The 15,579-nt window shown below is 70.7% G+C and carries 13 protein-coding genes, 1 pseudogene and 1 CRISPR repeat array; all 14 genes and pseudogenes read left to right on the top strand.

Translation table 11 applies throughout. From position 1 onward, the window contains the following. The first annotated feature begins 211 nt into the window (after positions 1 to 211). The 14 genes and pseudogenes from K7G61_RS19965 to K7G61_RS19900 all read left to right on the top strand — a co-directional run bounded on the left by K7G61_RS19965 (position 212) and on the right by K7G61_RS19900 (position 15,577). Entirely contained in the window at positions 212 to 562 is a 351-nt protein-coding gene (locus K7G61_RS19965; protein WP_225848260.1) for a hypothetical protein, read from the top strand. A gap of 62 nt (positions 563 to 624) precedes the next feature. Beyond that, positions 625 to 1,650 carry a radical SAM protein gene (locus tag K7G61_RS19960; protein ID WP_225848259.1) on the top strand — a complete coding sequence of 342 codons (1,026 nt, stop codon included), beginning with the start codon at positions 625 to 627 and terminating at the stop codon, positions 1,648 to 1,650. Then, positions 1,647 to 2,282, top strand: a complete 636-nt coding sequence (locus K7G61_RS19955; protein WP_225848258.1) for an AAA family ATPase — start codon at positions 1,647 to 1,649, stop codon at positions 2,280 to 2,282. The genes K7G61_RS19960 and K7G61_RS19955 overlap by 4 nt, the downstream gene beginning before the upstream one ends. Further along, positions 2,275 to 2,781 carry a hypothetical protein gene (locus K7G61_RS19950; RefSeq protein ID WP_225848257.1) on the top strand — a complete coding sequence of 169 codons (507 nt, stop codon included), beginning with the start codon at positions 2,275 to 2,277 and terminating at the stop codon, positions 2,779 to 2,781. Before K7G61_RS19955 ends, K7G61_RS19950 begins: the two co-directional genes overlap by 8 nt. Next, on the top strand, positions 2,778 to 3,569 hold the full coding sequence (locus K7G61_RS19945; protein WP_225848256.1) for an STM4013/SEN3800 family hydrolase: 792 nt from the start codon (positions 2,778 to 2,780) through the stop codon (positions 3,567 to 3,569). The genes K7G61_RS19950 and K7G61_RS19945 overlap by 4 nt, the downstream gene beginning before the upstream one ends. Positions 3,570 to 3,591: 22 nt before the next feature. Next, entirely contained in the window at positions 3,592 to 4,041 is a 450-nt protein-coding gene (locus K7G61_RS19940) for an NUDIX hydrolase (protein ID WP_225848255.1), read from the top strand. Further along, positions 4,040 to 4,279 (top strand): annotated as a pseudogene (locus tag K7G61_RS19935) (hypothetical protein); the annotation flags it as partial. The gene K7G61_RS19940 and the pseudogene K7G61_RS19935, both read left to right, overlap by 2 nt. Next, entirely contained in the window at positions 4,276 to 4,830 is a 555-nt protein-coding gene (locus K7G61_RS19930; protein WP_225848254.1) for a flavoprotein, read from the top strand. The pseudogene K7G61_RS19935 and the gene K7G61_RS19930, both read left to right, overlap by 4 nt. A 788-nt stretch (positions 4,831 to 5,618) precedes the next feature. Beyond that, positions 5,619 to 6,994: a CRISPR direct-repeat array (repeat unit 29 nt; unit sequence CGGTCCACCCCCGCCTGCGCGGGGAGCAC). Between the two features lie 134 nt (positions 6,995 to 7,128). After that, positions 7,129 to 10,035, top strand: coding sequence for a CRISPR-associated helicase Cas3' (gene cas3, locus K7G61_RS19925; protein ID WP_225848253.1), 2,907 nt, complete (start codon positions 7,129 to 7,131; stop codon positions 10,033 to 10,035). 326 nt (positions 10,036 to 10,361) lie between these two features. Continuing rightward, positions 10,362 to 11,978, top strand: coding sequence for a type I-E CRISPR-associated protein Cse1/CasA (casA, locus tag K7G61_RS19920; RefSeq protein WP_225848252.1), 1,617 nt, complete (start codon positions 10,362 to 10,364; stop codon positions 11,976 to 11,978). Between the two features lie 41 nt (positions 11,979 to 12,019). Then, entirely contained in the window at positions 12,020 to 12,742 is a 723-nt protein-coding gene (casB, locus tag K7G61_RS19915) for a type I-E CRISPR-associated protein Cse2/CasB (RefSeq protein ID WP_225848251.1), read from the top strand. An 83-nt stretch (positions 12,743 to 12,825) separates the two neighbouring features. After that, positions 12,826 to 13,992: a type I-E CRISPR-associated protein Cas7/Cse4/CasC gene (gene cas7e / locus K7G61_RS19910; RefSeq protein WP_225848250.1), complete on the top strand. Its 1,167-nt coding sequence runs from the start codon at positions 12,826 to 12,828 to the stop codon at positions 13,990 to 13,992. Further along, positions 13,989 to 14,858, top strand: a complete 870-nt coding sequence (gene cas5e / locus K7G61_RS19905; protein ID WP_225848249.1) for a type I-E CRISPR-associated protein Cas5/CasD — start codon at positions 13,989 to 13,991, stop codon at positions 14,856 to 14,858. The genes cas7e and cas5e overlap by 4 nt, the downstream gene beginning before the upstream one ends. Then, entirely contained in the window at positions 14,855 to 15,577 is a 723-nt protein-coding gene (locus tag K7G61_RS19900) for a type I-E CRISPR-associated protein Cas6/Cse3/CasE (protein WP_225848248.1), read from the top strand. Before cas5e ends, K7G61_RS19900 begins: the two co-directional genes overlap by 4 nt. Positions 15,578 to 15,579: the final 2 nt, after the last annotated feature.

Raw genomic sequence — 15,579 nt, 5'->3', positions numbered from 1 at the left:
AGGAGCTGTCGGCTGCGTGGGGGTATGCCTACCCGGATCCTTCGGCCGGCAAGGCGGTGTGGGCCACGGTCGCCACGGTGGCCGAGAGCGCAGCAGCGCAAGTACCGAAGCCTTCTTCCCTGGCTCGGAGGGCCTCGCCACAGGCGCGGGGCTGGTCATCGCGCTGCCCGCACGTAACCGCACCAGCGCGTACGCAGGCGGTGGTGGGCGCATGAGCACCGCTCTCAGCCCGTGGTCAGGTCCCCTTTCCGGGAGCCGGACCGCCCGTCTGCCGCCGACCGCCGAGCAGGACAACGGCAACCGCTGGTCAACGGGCAGGTGCTGGCTGTGGTGCGGCCGGGAGGCGGCCCGTGTCGTATGGATCGAGCCGGGCACGGTGCACCGCCTCACCACGGACCTGTTTGCCTGCGAAGCATGCGCCCGGCTTCTTGCCGACCAGATCATCAGCGCCCAGCTCTCCGCCGATCTCGGCAGCCACGGCCTTCCCGGCTACGCGGATGTCGGCATACCCGACCGCCCGGTACTCCCGCCTTTGCCTCAAGGGCGGCACCGCCGCCGCTGACAGCCGCCCAACGGCCCACGTCAATCCGCGCCAAGACCTCACCCCCCGCAAGGGAGCACCTCATGCCCACGATCCCCGTCTCCTTATCCGCCTCCAGCGTCGACTGGACGGCCCTGCACAACTTCGCCGCCCTCCGCGGCCAGCTCCGCGTCTCGTTCTCCCCGCGGTGCAACATCGCCTGCTGGTTCTGCCACAACGAAGGTGACGTCCCCCCGCCCCTGACCCGCCACGACCGGTTCCAGCAGCCGCGCCCCCGGCAGCTGGGCCCCGAGGCGTACCTCGCCCTCATCGCTTCCTTGATGGATGCCGGCCTGAAGCGGGTGTATTTCACCGGCGGGGAGCCGCTGACCTCGCCGATGGCGCGGCCGGTCCTGGAAGGGCTGAGCGAGCCCGGCCCGGACGTCTCGTACACCCTGATCACCAACGGCACACGGGTCCGTACCCACCGCTCGTGGCTGGCCAGGACGCACCTGGACAAGGTGAAGGTCTCCCTGCACTACTTCTCCGACGCCTCGCTGCGGGCCATCGCCGGGACCCGCATCGGGATCGACACGGTTCTGGACGGCATCGAGGTCGCCCGCGAGATCTTCGAACGGGTCGAGCTGAACACCCTGTTGCAGAAGGAAAACGCCCACGAGGTCCGGCAGATCCTGGACTACGCGCTGGAGCGCCGGCTGCCGGTGCAGTTCATCGAGCTGGTCGGCACGGACTTCAACGAGGCCCGTGCCACCTCGGCCGTACCGGCGGACGACATCATCGCGCACCTGCGGACCCTCACCAGCGACGAGCACACCGAAGTCGCCGGCGTCGGCCAGGGGCGCAGGGTCTTCCGCGTCGACGGAGTGGAGATCGACGTCATCCACCGCACCCTCGGCCGCCACCACGTCGGCCAGTGCGGCACCTGCCCCGTGCGCTCCCAGTGCGTCGAGGGCTTGTGGGCCCTGCGGGTCGACCACGCAGGCGGCATCCAGCCCTGCCTGCTCCGCGACGACCTGCGGCTCGACGTGAACCACCTGGTCTCCGACCCGGCCCAGCTCGCACAGGCGGTCGCCGGCCACGTGGCCGCCTTCACCGAAGGGGTCCTGTGAGCCTGCCCGCCCCGTACCGTCCGCTCTACTTGGACGGTACGGGGCATCCGTTCATCGTCCTCGAAGGCGTCTCCGGCATCGGAAAATCCACCCTCGCCCAAGCCCTGACCACGCGGCTGGGCGCGACCTCCCTGCACACCCTTCCCCCGCCCCACACCAACTGGTCCGCCCTGGTCAACGAACAACTGCGGGCCCTTCCGCAGTTCGCCTTCTACCTTTCCGGACTGCTGCACGCCGCCGACCGTGTCCGCCTCGCCCGGGCACACGGTCCCGTCGTCGCCGACCGCTACTCCTCCTCCGTGATCGCCTGCCACGCCGCCGTCCACGAGGTCCCGGTCGAGGAAGTCGCCCAGCTCCTGAAACCCTTCCGGCCCTACCTGGAGACGCCCACCCGCACCTTCTACCTCACCTGCTCCGAGGCGGCCCTGCGGGAACGCCTCGCGGTCAAGAGCGACGCCAAGCAGGACGACCTCGACCTGTTCGCCGTCCCCGGCCGACTCACGCGGCTCCTGGCCAACTTCCAGGCCGTCCAGACCACCGACCCCACCGCCGTAGCCCTCCACACCGACAGCAAGTCCCCGGCCGACCTGGCCGACTGGATCACCGCCCACCTGGAGGCCCCGCATGCTTAACCCCATCGACGCCGAGGCCGCCATCCGCGACGGCGGCGCCGTCGGCCGCTTCCCCGGCGAGATCCACGAGGGCGTGGCCTGGTGGCTCGGCGCCTGCTTCGTCGCCCTCACCTCCGCCTCGCGGCTGGCTGTGGGCGACGACGGCCGGCCGGCCACGACCGAGTTCTCCCGCCGCCTGTGCAACGGCGCCGTCAACGCCCACCACCACGCCTGCCAAGTCACCGCCATCAGCGGTATCACCGAGGACGCCTTCCTCACCCACCTCCGACGTCATCCACCGCTCGCCGGCACCTACCTGGCCACCGAGCCCGACCCCGGAGGCGCGGCGACGGTCCGCATCCGCCTCTACGGCGAGGACGGTCTGATGCTCCAGGAGGACACCGGACTCGCCCTCATCCGCCGGATGATCACCGAGGACCGCGTACCGATCCCCGTCAGCCAAAGCGCCAAGGGAACCGTCGAACACCTTCCCCCAACCGCCATGGAGAGCGCCCAGTGATCGACGCAGCCGAGATCATCCGCAGCCGCACCAGCATCCTGTTCGTCACCCTGGACTCCCTGCGCTACGACACCGCCCGCACCGCCTACGACAACGGCCTCACCCCCGCACTGGCCTCGCTGCTCCCCGCCACAGGCTGGGAACACCGCCAGACGCCCGGCACCTTTACCCTCCCCGCGCACATGGCCTTCTTCTCCGGCTTCCTGCCCAAACTGCCCCAGCCCCACCAACCGCCCAGGCTGTGGGAATGCCGCCCACCCGCCTTCAAGACCGTCCTGCCGCAGACCTTCGTCTTCGACGCCCCCAACCTGCTCGCCGGCCTCGCCCAGCACGGCTACCGCAGCATCTGCGTCGGCGGCGTCACCTACTTCTCCCGCCAGACACCCCTCGGCTCGGTCCTGCCCGACCTGTTCGACGAGGACCACTGGCGGCCCGAGTTCTGCTCACCCGAACCCGACTCCACCCGCCACCAGGTCGACCACGCCCTGGAGATCGCCGAACGGTACGAGGACCGGCCGGTGTACCTGTTCGTCAACATCTCGGCCACCCACGTCCCCCACGGCCACTACCTCGGCGACAGCCGCGACACCCTCGCCTCCCAGCAAGCCGCCCTCGCCTATGCCGACGCCCATCTCGGCCGCCTGATCACGACCCTCACTGCCGAACACCGCTGGCTGATCATTCTGTGCGCCGACCACGGCGACGCCTTCGGTGAAGACGGCTACCAGGGCCGCGGCATCGCCCACCCCGTCGTCATGAACGTCCCGTACGCCGCGATCCTCCGCTGAACCCCCGCTAACCTCGCCGGGTATGAGCCACGCGCACCCCGGCTACGGCCCCTTCCGCGACGCAGCCGTTGTCGTCGCCCGCGACGCCGACGGCCTCGTAGCCCTCCTCAGCGCCCCTTTCCCCGACCACGGAGGCGACTATCTCTTCCTCCCCGGCGGCCGCAAAGAGCCGGGCGAAACCTACGAGGAATGCGCGCGCCGGGAACTGCGCGAAGAAGCCGGCATCACCGCCACCACCTGGCGCCCTCTCGGCTCCTATGCGATCACCCTCGCCTCACGCGCCCGCATCCACCTCTACGAAGCCCGCGACCTCACCTGCGGCCCCCAAGAACTCACCCCCACCGAAAGCGACTTCAAACTCGCCTGGTGGCCCATGGACCAAGCCCTGGACGCCGCCGCAGAAGGCCGCTTCCTCCTGCCCGCAGGACCACTCGCCCTCCTGCTCGCGGACAGAACCGCATTCAGGGGATGAGCGGAAAGCAGATCTTGATCACGAGACCCGGGAGGAGCTCGACCTCTTCTACGCGGAGCCGCCTCGGCTGCGTTCACCCGACGGCTACCAGGCCCTGCGCATCGCCGAAGCCTGCGCGGCCCAAGACGTCCGCCGCCCCGCCGTACGCGACCTCGTCGCCGACATGGCCGCCCGCGACCGCCGCCGCGCACTGCCCGCCCTCCACCACTTCAGCCGCCAACTGGGAGTCCCCGCGTGACCCAATCCCCCGACCGACCTGGGAAACCGTTCTTGTACGTCGTCGTCTGCGCGGCCGGCATCGCCGGAGACGTCGCCAGGCTGATCACCGCGGCGCAGGACCAGGGATGGGGCGTCGGAGTCGTCGCGACCCCCCAGGCTCTCGGCTTCATCGACGCGACGGCCATCGAAGGCCAGACCGGCTACCCGATCAGGTCCGCCTGGCGGCTGCCCAGCGAGCCCCGGCCCCTGCCGCCCTCGGACGCCATCGCGGTCGCACCGGCCACCTTCAACACGATCAACAAGTGGGCCGCCGGAATCTCCGACACATTGGCCCTCGGGATCCTGTGCGAGGCGTACGGCTTCGGCATTCCGACGGCCGCGCTCCCCTACCTGAACTCCGCCCAGGCCGCCCACCCCGCCTACCAGCAGAGCCTCGCCCGGCTGCGGGAGATGGGCGTCCTCATCGGCTCGTACGAACCGCACCAGCCCAAGGCGGGCGGGGGCGCCGACCGGTTCCGCTGGGAGGAGGCGCTGGAATTGCTGCACCCAGTGGTGGAAGCGCGGCGGTGATCGGCTGAGAGCGCATCAGAGGCGGCGGTCGTCGTGAGGGACGGCTGCCGCCCCTTTCCGATGGCGCCTACGGGTTGCGGAGCCAATGCCCACCGGGCGGGGAAAAGGTCTGCGAACTCCTCGTCACGGAACAGCGGCCCCAACTCGTCCCGCAGCCGGATCGCCAGGCTCCCCTATGGCTGGGGCCACACCAGGTAGCCGGTGTGCGCCAGCCTCCGGCCGCGTCAGCAGGTGATTCCTACCGCGAGGCCCGAGTCGACCGTCTGCCCGTCCGGTGCGAGGCCGACGAGCACGGCCCCTGAGAAGTCGGACGGCCCAGTCCGTCTATATCCGCGACGTTGTACTCGCCCACGCGTGGCAATACGGCGGTGCGCTCAACGCCGACGGGCGCAACGACTGCCGTCAACTCGGCCCCGGCCAGAGCCGCTCGGGCGCGGATCGCGGCCGGTCCCTGCCACAGCAGCCGCGCGCCCGCTCACGCATCGCTCACGGACGCCGCCCCGACGCGACTGCGCCCCGGCCGTCTGTCGACGACCGGGGCGCGAACCCGCAGGTCAGCGGCTCCCGGAGGAGCCGAACCCGGTAGGCCGTGTGGGACTCGAACCCACAACCAATGGATTAAAAGTCCCGAAGATCCCGTCCCGGAGGGTGACGCGTAGTCCACGAAAGCGCTGCCTGTGCAGGTTGGACGGGGTTTGCATCCGGCCTGTACGGGTCAGTAGCACAGGGTCCAGCGGGGTCCGGGCTCACACGGGGCTCACATGGAGCACTCGATGACGACGTTCCGAGTTCCCACCCCTGCCTGCGCGGGAGCACGTTGGCAAGAAGTACGGCTACGGCCGGGACGCCGGTCCACCCCCGCCTGCGCGGGGAGCACACCACCCCACGCCGGGGCGACGCCGACCGCGACGGTCCACCCCCGCCTGCGCGGGGAGCACGCCGCCGGCTTCGGTCATCCACTGCAGGACGACGGTCCACCCCCGCCTGCGCGGGGAGCACTCTGGTGTCGGCGTCCAGCCGTGGTACGACGCCAGGACCGGTCCACCCCCGCCTGCGCGGGGAGCACGTGACGGCGCCGCCGACGGCCACCGCGAGTGTCGGTCCACCCCCGCCTGCGCGGGGAGCACGCCAACGGCACGGACATCGACTTCGGTATCGGCGGTCCACCCCCGCCTGCGCGGGGAGCACCCCCGTACAGAACGGAGCACCGTCATGAAGATCGGTCCACCCCCGCCTGCGCGGGGAGCACGTTGTCCAGGATTGCCCATACTCCCCTACAGCCGGTCCACCCCCGCCTGCGCGGGGAGCACAACGGCATGGAACTCCCCATCATGATCCGCGCCGGTCCACCCCCGCCTGCGCGGGGAGCACGAAATTCCACCCGTTGAGTTCCATGTCTGCCCCGGTCCACCCCCGCCTGCGCGGGGAGCACAAATCGGTGCAGTCGCACAGGATGGCGTCGGGCGGTCCACCCCCGCCTGCGCGGGGAGCACGGCGCCCCCGAGGGCACGCGCAATGACGTCCTCGGTCCACCCCCGCCTGCGCGGGGAGCACAATGCGCGGCCGATGCCGTGGGGACCCAACTGCGGTCCACCCCCGCCTGCGCGGGGAGCACTGCCCTGGCCGGAGCTCTCTAAAGCCCTGGACCGGTCCACCCCCGCCTGCGCGGGGAGCACGCGCGTCAGGCATGGCCGAGGGCTACGCCGGCCGGTCCACCCCCGCCTGCGCGGGGAGCACGTCGTCCGCCACTGGTGGGCGATCGAAGCCGACGGTCCACCCCCGCCTGCGCGGGGAGCACCGGACGCTGCCGCGCTGGCCGGCTCCCAGCGTCGGTCCACCCCCGCCTGCGCGGGGAGCACGCACACGTCATCCTGCCGGTCGAGCTCGATGTCGGTCCACCCCCGCCTGCGCGGGGAGCACCAGGACCCCGGCGGCCCAAGTCCAGCCTCTGCCGGTCCACCCCCGCCTGCGCGGGGAGCACGCGTCCAGCTCGGCCATGGGCGCCGGAAGCGCCGGTCCACCCCCGCCTGCGCGGGGAGCACGTGGTCGCGGGCGAGGGCGGCGATGGAGCGGCCGGTCCACCCCCGCCTGCGCGGGGAGCACGCGGTGACGACGCTCCAGGCGTAGACCGCCTGCGGTCCACCCCCGCCTGCGCGGGGAGCACTCTTCGCGACCTGCGGTTTCTCCAGGGCTTTGCCATACCTTGACCAGTGCGCCGGGCATCAAGCCCATGATGTCAGACCCCCGTGCTGAAGTACCGGTGAGAGTCTCAGGCAACGCACGTAGGAGGGACGAGCCGTGCTCGAACCGCGGTTATGGGGGAAGGCCAAAGGGCTGGAGGTGCCCTATCCGTTGATCGGGCACCTCGTCGATACGGCGATGATGGCCGGCGCGGTATGGGACGAGGTGCTGACCGAGGGCCAGCGGACCGCGGTCGCCGACGTCCTGGGGTTTCCCCTCAGGACCGCACGGCAGACGGTGATGTTCTGGGCCGGGCTGCACGACCTCGGGAAGATCCTTCCGCAGTTTCAGGACATGGCGGTCAAGGACCACCCGGCCCACTGCTCGTTCCTGGCCAAACCCGGCTACGCCCATGACCGCGGCAAGGACAGCCAGGCGCAGAAGATCCGGCACGAACTTGCCACGAGCCGGGCGTTGCCCCAGCTTCTGGCCGAGTTGGGGTACGCGACGGCGGGACCGCTCGCGCTGAACCTGGTGGCTCAGGTGCCGCAGCTGCTCGGCGGCCACCACGGGCGGTACCCGCACGGGATCGACGGGCGCGACCTGGCGGATCCGCGCAAGCAGATGCCGGAACTCGGGGGCGGCGATTGGGCGGATCAGCGGCGGGAGCATCTCAGGGCCGTGCACGAGGCGGTGGGGAGACCACAGGCGCCGAGCGTACGGTCGATGCCGGTGGTGGTGGCCGCAGTACTGAGCGGTCTCGTGATCGTCTCGGACTGGCTGGCGAGCCAGGAACACATCGTCCGCAGCCAGCAGGCGGCGATCGGCGAGGACGGTCTCGGGTCGCCTCAAGCCATCGCCGGGCATTCCCGGCGAGCCGCGACCCTGGCCGTGGACGCGGTCGAGGACGCGGGTCTCGGGCAAGCCTGCTTCAAGGCGCTGGGCTTTTCGGAGCTGTTTCCGGAGATAGCGAATCCCTATCCGTTGCAGGCGAACCTGGAGAAGTATCTCGGGCCGGCGTTGCGGGGGCCGGGGATCGTCCTGGTGACTGCGCCCCCGGGCGAGGGCAAGACAGAGGCGGCGCTTTACGCGGCCGCCCAGTTGGGTTCCGTATGCGGCAACAGCGGGCTCTTCTTCGCGCTGCCGACGCAGGCGACGGCCAACCAGATGTACCACCGGGTGGTGGACTTCGCGGAGCGGAATCTGCTGACCGCCGCGCAAGTGACGCTGCTCCACGGCGCTGCCGACCTGTACGAGCCCTACGCCGACGCACCCGGGGACGACGGCGCCGCTGAGCCACGGGTGCTGTCCGACCAGCATCATGCCGATCACGACACCGAGCGCGTGTCGGTGATCGCGAGTCGATGGCTGCGCCGTCAGGGCCGCGGCATCCTGGCCCCGCTCGCGATCGGTACCGTCGACCAGGCGCTCATGGCCGTACTGCCGCTGAAGCGGAACGCCTTGCGGCACCTCGGGCTGGCGGGCAAGACGCTCGTCATCGACGAAGCGCATGCCTACGACGCCTACACCCATGCTCTGCTGCTGCGCCTTCTGACCTGGATGGGCGCCATGAAGGTGCCGGTCGTACTTCTGTCGGCGACCCTCACGGGCGAAACGGCCAAGGGCCTGATGGCCGCCTATCTGGAGGGGGCCGGACGGCGACCGGGCACGTACGAGCTGCCGGCGCCCCAGTACCCGGGATGGCTGTTCGCTGACGCGGGCACCGGCGAGGTCACCGTTCCCGGGGAATCCGTCGGCAGCGTGCGAGCGCGGGATCTGTCATTCGACGTACGGCGAGTACGGCACACCTACGACGTCGCCGAAGCCGGCGGACGGATCGCCGTGCTGTTCGAGGCTCTGGACGGGGTGGTGCAGGAAGGCGGGTGCGCCGCCGTGATCTGTACCACCGTCGCCGAGGCTCAGAAGACATATCAGGCCCTGCGCGCTCGCTTCGAGCAGATCCACGGTCCTGATTACGCGGGATGGGACGACCGTCGCTCCCACGAGGGGGATACAGCGGGGCCGTTGCTACGGCTGCTGCATGCCCGGTTCCCGAACGTTCGCCGGTCCGCTGTCACGAAGGAGGCCGAGTCCTGGTTCGGGCGTACCGACAAGCCGGAAGTACGCCGCCCCAAAGCGCCGCGCGGGGCGATCCTGGTCTCGACACAGGTCATCGAGCAGTCACTCGACTTCGACTTCGACCTGATCGTCTCCGATCTGGCGCCGATGGCCCTGCTGCTCCAGCGCGCCGGCCGGGTGTGGCGGCATTCTGAGCCCTCGCCGCCCCGTCCTGGGTGGTGTACGGCTCCTCGCATGGTCGTGCTGGCTCCGGTGGGTGGCGACGGGCGGCTCGCGGTGCCCAATGCCTGGGGTGATGTGTACGCCGCTTCGCTTCTCCACCGAACCCTGGACCTTCTGGGCCGGTGCGCGGCGGAGCCGGTGCGCGTGCCGGAGGACGTTCAGAAGCTGGTGGACGCTGTGTACGACGAGGAGTTCGCCTCCGCCGACCCCGACGCCCTGCTCCAGCGGGACATCGAACGGCTCGGCAAGGAAATGGCCGCGCAGGGCCTGGCCAACATGGTCATGCTCCCGCCGCCGCCGATGGTGGGCTCCTTGCAGAAGCTGACCACCAGCGACGCCGACGAAGACCTCATAGCCACTCGCCTGGGCGTGGAATCGGTGCAGACCCTCCCGGTCTTCGAGGACGCGACGGGAGCCCGGTGGCTCGACGAGGAGTGCTCGATTCCGTTCCCCGAGCGCGGGCGACGCGGCGATGGTCGCTTCACCCGCGCCCAAGTGCGGAAAGTGCTCGGCCGCGTCGTGCCGCTGGCCCACGGCCCATGGAGGCGAGCGTGCACGGCTGAGAACGAGCCGCCTGATTCCTGGCGGGAGGAACCCCGGCTGGCACGGCTCGTCCTTCTACCGCACCGGCTGACGGACAAGGGCCCGCTAGGGGCAGTGGTCGGCAGCGACGAGCTGCGGCTCGACCGGTTCCTCGGACTCGTCCGGAGCCGCGTCTCCTGAGGGAGCGTGGTTCTCGCTTACCGCAACACCTTGAACACTTCTCGCGTGCCGTAACACCTTAGGCTGAACGGGTGGCAACGCACAGTCATGTCGTCTAATCTCACCGTTGTTTCGGACCGAAGCCGGGACGGACCTGACAGCCAGTCAGGTTCGACAGGCGGGACCGTCGCCTCCCCCGCTTGCGCGGGAAGCGGTCGCGTCCTCAAGGACTCGCATGCCGCAACGCAGGTCCACCTCCACTCTCGCGGAGATTTTTCCTCGGCATGGTCGCAGTTCCTCCGACCATTGGCCAGCACTCGCCCCTGTTCACGGCTCGAGGTGCCCTCGTGACCATCACCGACTCCAACGACCCCAACGACTTATGCGACCTGCGCACACGCCCGTGGGTGCCCGTCACCGGGCCCTCCGGCGCTACCAGCCTGGGCTTACGCGAGCTGTTCCTGACGGCTCACGAACTCGACAGCCTGGCCGTCGCCCTCCCCCCGGCCGCCTCCGGCTTGATGCGGGTGCTGTACGCCATGGCGGCCCGCATCTCCGGGCTCGACGAAGCCACCAGCAGCGAGGAATGGTCCTTGCGCCGCTACACCCTGCTGGAGAGCGGACTGGGCTTCGACCCTTCCGCCGTCGAGGACTACCTCGGCAAGCACGCGGCCGGGCTGCGTCTGCACGATCCCGTACGCCCCTTCCTCCAGGACGCGCGCCTGGCCGAGGACTCGGCGACCACCTCCGGGGTGAACAAGCTGGTCATGGCCCGCCCTGCGGGCAACAATCAGGTCTTCTTCGGCCACTTCACCGACCGCGAGCAGGTGCCTCTCTCGTCGGCGGAAGCGGTCCTGCACCTCATCGCGCAGCTGTACTACGGGCCGTCGGGGCAGTGCACGCCCCGCACGGTGAAGGGCCGGCGGTACGGCAACACGATGGCCGGTCCGCTGCGGCGAAGTCTGTCGTACCACCCAGAGGGACGGAACCTGTTCGAGACGCTTGTGCTGGGCATCCCGGCTCCCGGCGCATGGCCCGCCCCCGGGCCGGGTGAGAAGCACCTGCCCGATGGCTGCCCCTGGGAACGGGAGGAGCCGCTGGACCCCTTGGACCTCCCCGGCGGTCCCGCAGGGCCTTTGTCCCTGCTGACCGAGCAGTATCAGCACGCGGTTCTCCTCACCCCCGGCCCCGACCGGGACACCGTGGTGGACGCGACGATCACCTGGGCCCTGCGACAGAACCGGCCGGATCACAAAGACCCGTACTTCGTGTGGGACGAGCTCAGAGACGGGACTCTGCGCCCGCGCGACGCCTCAGCCGACCGCGCCCTTTGGCGTGACCTGGACGCGCTGGTGCTGATGAACCGCGGCGACGGGAGCCGACGGCCGCTGATCATGGACGGTCTGAGCGGCGATTGGCTCCCTGAGCCGGTCTTCAGCGCCCTCCGGGTCCGCGCCTACGGTTTCGATCAGGACGGGCAGACCCGCGACCGCACCTACTTCTCCGCCACCACGCCCGAGCTGTTCCCGCTGCTCGAAGGGTCCGGTTCCGAAGCCGACAGCGATCTGGCCCTCGGCGCCAAAGAGGGCCGTACGGCCGCTGAGAAGGCAGCGCGGCACCTCGCGTTCGCGCTGCGGCAGGCCTGGCGCGCGTACACCACTCCGTTCAGCGACAGCAGGCCCGCCAAGGTGCCCGACCAGACACCGGACGGCAGGCAGAAGGACGCCGGTCCCTGGCCGGCCATGGCCCTCGCCTCGTACTGGCCGGCTGCCGAGAGCCTCTTCTGGGCCGCGCTGGACGCCGCCGACTTCACCCACAGCCTGCGTGACTTCGGCCGTCTGGCCCTGGAGATCTACGACGACGTCACCCAGCCGGTGGCGCACACCCCACGCGGCGCGAAAGCCCGCGAGGGCGCTCGGGGCATCGTCCGCAGCCTGGTCGCCCGCAAGGTCACTACGCCGTAGCCGTGCCGTGGCCGCCGTACAGAATCCGTTGAAAGGATCGCATGACCTTGTCCGTCCTCTCCCAGCCTCCTGACGCGGCTGCGCCGCCGTCCCGGCACGACTCGATGAACCCGTATGACGCCTTCGTCGCCGGAGTCCTCCGGCTGTGCTCCGATGCCGGTACCCAGCAGGCGCTGCGCCGTGCTCTGGGCAGGTCACTCGCCGACATCCCCGCCCGAACCCATGCTGCCCTGCTGCGCGGTGGACTCGTCCCGGACGGGGCCGGTCCCGAGCGCCGCCGCGCCTACTACGCCGTGGCAGCGCTGATCGCCGCCCGGCCTCGCGCCCAACGTATTGCCGAGGCCGACGGCTCGGGGAAGGGTGCGGCCGCTGCGGCCGACGATTCGGCCACCCCCGCAGGCGATTCCGACGAGTCCGTGGCCGGGAGCCGCTTCCGGCCCCGGGGCACGAGCCTGGGCGAAGGCCTGGCCTCGGCCGTCGCCCGCCAGGGAGGCACCGGCGGAATCAAGCAGGACGGGGCCGAGTCCCGTTTGCACCTGATGGTGCGCCAGGACGTCGACGGGCTGCACCGCATGCTGCCCGCGGTCCTGCGCCAGGTCGCGTCCGCCGGGGTGGCAGCCGACTACGCCTGCCTGCTGCGGGACCTGATCGCCTGGCCCAAGGGCCGCGACGCGGTGAGCGTCCGCTGGCTGGAGGACTACTACCGCACCCTGCGCCGGCATGCCGCCGAAGACAAAACCGGCGAACCGCCGGCCGCGGACTGAGCGCCTCCCCACCGCATCACCTCGGCGCGCATCCGACGCCGAGCGCACCAGCACGCCCAGTACACGACAAGGAGCCGTACGCCATGCCCGACCTCACGCCCGCCCCGTCGCCGGCCGAGCCCCGATTCCTGGACATCCACGTCGTCCAAACGCTTCCCTACTCGAACGTCAACCGGGACGACCTGGGGTCTCCGAAGACCGTCGTCTTCGGCGGCACCACCCGCACCCGCGTGTCGAGCCAGGCCTGGAAGCGCCCGGCCCGGCTGAAGGTGGAGGAGCAGATCGGCGAGCAGGCCGTACGGACTCGGCGTCTGCCGCAGCAGGTCGCCACCGAACTCGCCGATCGGCGCGGGTGGCCGGCCGAGCTTGCCGCGCTGGCCGGCGCCCAGGTCATCCGCTCCAGCGACTCCAAACTCGCCCTGGAGAACAGTGACCGCACCACCGCGTCCCTGCTGTTCCTGCCCGACAAGGCGGCGGCCGAACTCGCCGACATCGCTGAGGAGCACCGCGCGGCGCTGGAGAAGGCCCTCGGCAACAAGGCGGCCTCGGCGAAGGCGCTCCTGCCCAAGGAACGGGTGCAGGAGGTGCTTCGTTCGCGCAACGGCTCCATCGCGCTGTTCGGCCGGATGCTCGCCGAGATCCCCGGTGCCGGCGTGGACGGCGCCGTTCAGGTCGCGCACGCCTTCACCACGCACGCGACGTCCGTTCAGGCGGACTTCTTCACCGCGGTCGACGATGCCGGTCAGTGGGCCGAGGACGCCGGAAGCGCCCACATGAACACCGGCGAGTACAGCAGCGGTGTCTTCTACCGCTACGCCACCCTGGACCTTGGCGACCTGGCGCGAAACGTGCCGGACGCGGACACCGCGCGGACGCTGGCCGCCGCGTTCCTCAACGCGTTCGTCCACACCATGCCGTCGGCGAAGAAGACGTCCACCGCACCACACACCGCGCCCGATCTGGTCCACGTCAGCGTCCGCTCCGACCGCCCGCTGTCCTTGGCCGCGGCGTTCGAGAAGCCGGTGTCCGCCGGGAGGGACGGTTGGGCGGAAGGCTCGCGCGACACGCTCAACGAGTACGCCACCCGTATTCACACCCTGCTGGGCGTGGAAGGAGTGCTGTACAGCGCCCACGCCGGCGTGGACGACAAGTCCCTCGACGGCCTGGGGACGAAGGTCGCTTCCTATCCGGAACTCACCGCCGCGGCGGTGCGGACCGCCGTGCCGAACCGGGAGACTCCGGCGGCATGACCGGGTTCCTGCTGCAGCTCGGCGCGCCCTTGCAGTCATGGGGTGAGCACAGTGCCTTCACCGACCGGGACACCGTCGCGTACCCGACCCGGTCGGGCCTGATCGGGATGGTCGCCTCCGCTCTCGGCATTCCCAGGGCCGAAACCGTCACCGATCCCGCCGCCGGCTCCTCCCTGAGTCCGGATTCCTTTGCCGACTTGCGGGGCCTCCGGTTCACGGTGAGGATCGACCGGCCCGGCACCCGCCTGGTGGACTTCCATACGGTAGGCGGCGGCTACCCGCACCACCGCACCGTCCCGACCGCCAAGGGCGCCCGGCGCAGCCCGGACGCCGCGACCATCGTCTCGCGCCGCCACTACCTCAGCGACGCCGTCTTCACCGTGGCCGTCACCGGCCCCGGCCTGGACCCCGCGCGGCTGGGGCAATACGCCGCCGCGCTGGCCGCCCCGCACTGGCCCCTGCATCTGGGGCGTCGGTCGTGCCCGCCCAGCGGGCTGCTCCTCGTGCGTGCCGCGGTGCCGGACCCGGTGGCGGAACTCGATCGTGTGCCCCTGGCGCGCCCGGCGCCCCGCGGCAACGGTTCACGAGAGGCCGGTGAGCCCGAGGCCACGGTCGAGGTCCGTTTCACCGCCGACACCCCGTTCCCTCAGCAGCCCGGCTCGCCGCCTTCGTCCCGTACCGCGGTGACGATGCTGAACGACGAACCGGTCCGGCACGGTGTGCGGGACCGGGTCCACCAGGCCCGTCCCTCGTACACCACCAGCAGACTCCTCCCCGCATCCCTGTGCGCCGGTTACGGCATCGAGTACCTCGAAGCGCTGGCGAACTACCTGAACGAAGTCCCGACCGGAGGCACCCCCTCATGACGCCCGCCGCTCTCGCTCCCGCACCCGCCCTGCCGGCCACCCAGGCATGGCTGACCCGGCTGAACCTCAACCTCGCTCACCGCCGTGTTCAGCAGGACCTCGCCGATGCCGCCGGTCTCCACCGCCGGGTCATGAAGCTCGTGCCCGAGGAACTGGGAGACAGCCCCCGCGCCGGGGCCGGAGTCCTGTTCCGGCTCGACACTCAGCACGTGGGGCCGCCCGTCCTCCTCGTCCAAAGCCGTGTCCCCGTGCAGCCCGAGCGCCTGCCTGCCGGATACGCCCAGGTGACCACCCGGGACATGGCCCCGATGCTCAGCGCCCTGCGGCCGGGGCTGCCCGTCCGCTACCGCCTGGTCGGCAACACCGTCCGGCGCTGCGGACGCAACAGCACCGCGGGCGCGTGGAAACAGGCCATCGCCCTGCACGGGGACGACGCCGCCAACTGGTGGGCGGAGAAGGCAACTGTCTGCGGGCTGGTCCTGCACGCCGGAACCGCCGAACCCGTCGACGCACTCGTGTCCTGGCACGCCTCCCCTGCCGCTCCTCCCGCGGCCGTTGTCAAACCCACCACTCACCGGATTGCGCGGGCCGCCACCCTCTTCGAGGGAACCGCCACCGTTCGAGACGCCGAAGCCCTCCGCGAAGCTCTTCTCCACGGCGTCGGCCGCAGCAAGAACTACGGCTGCGGCCTGCTCAGCCTCGCGCCCGCAGCAAGGTGACC

Origin of the sequence: Streptomyces sp. HPF1205 (assembly GCF_020400825.1) — a bacterium.
In the GTDB taxonomy this organism is placed as follows: Bacteria; Actinomycetota; Actinomycetes; order Streptomycetales; family Streptomycetaceae; genus Actinacidiphila.
Note: the sequence above shows the minus strand (reverse complement) of the source record. Positions and strands in the feature narration are given on the sequence as shown.

Bases quoted from the DNA above. Each gene is read 5' to 3' on its own strand.
- K7G61_RS19940 (WP_225848255.1), top strand. From the start codon at position 3,592: ATGAGCCACGCGCACCCCGGCTACGGCCCCTTCCGCGACGCAGCCGTT.
- cas7e (WP_225848250.1), top strand. From the start codon at position 12,826: ATGCCCGACCTCACGCCCGCCCCGTCGCCGGCCGAGCCCCGATTCCTG.
- K7G61_RS19965 (WP_225848260.1), top strand. From the start codon at position 212: ATGAGCACCGCTCTCAGCCCGTGGTCAGGTCCCCTTTCCGGGAGCCGG.
- casB (WP_225848251.1), top strand. From the start codon at position 12,020: ATGACCTTGTCCGTCCTCTCCCAGCCTCCTGACGCGGCTGCGCCGCCG.
- K7G61_RS19960 (WP_225848259.1), top strand. From the start codon at position 625: ATGCCCACGATCCCCGTCTCCTTATCCGCCTCCAGCGTCGACTGGACG.
- K7G61_RS19900 (WP_225848248.1), top strand. From the start codon at position 14,855: ATGACGCCCGCCGCTCTCGCTCCCGCACCCGCCCTGCCGGCCACCCAG.
- cas5e (WP_225848249.1), top strand. From the start codon at position 13,989: ATGACCGGGTTCCTGCTGCAGCTCGGCGCGCCCTTGCAGTCATGGGGT.
- K7G61_RS19950 (WP_225848257.1), top strand. From the start codon at position 2,275: ATGCTTAACCCCATCGACGCCGAGGCCGCCATCCGCGACGGCGGCGCC.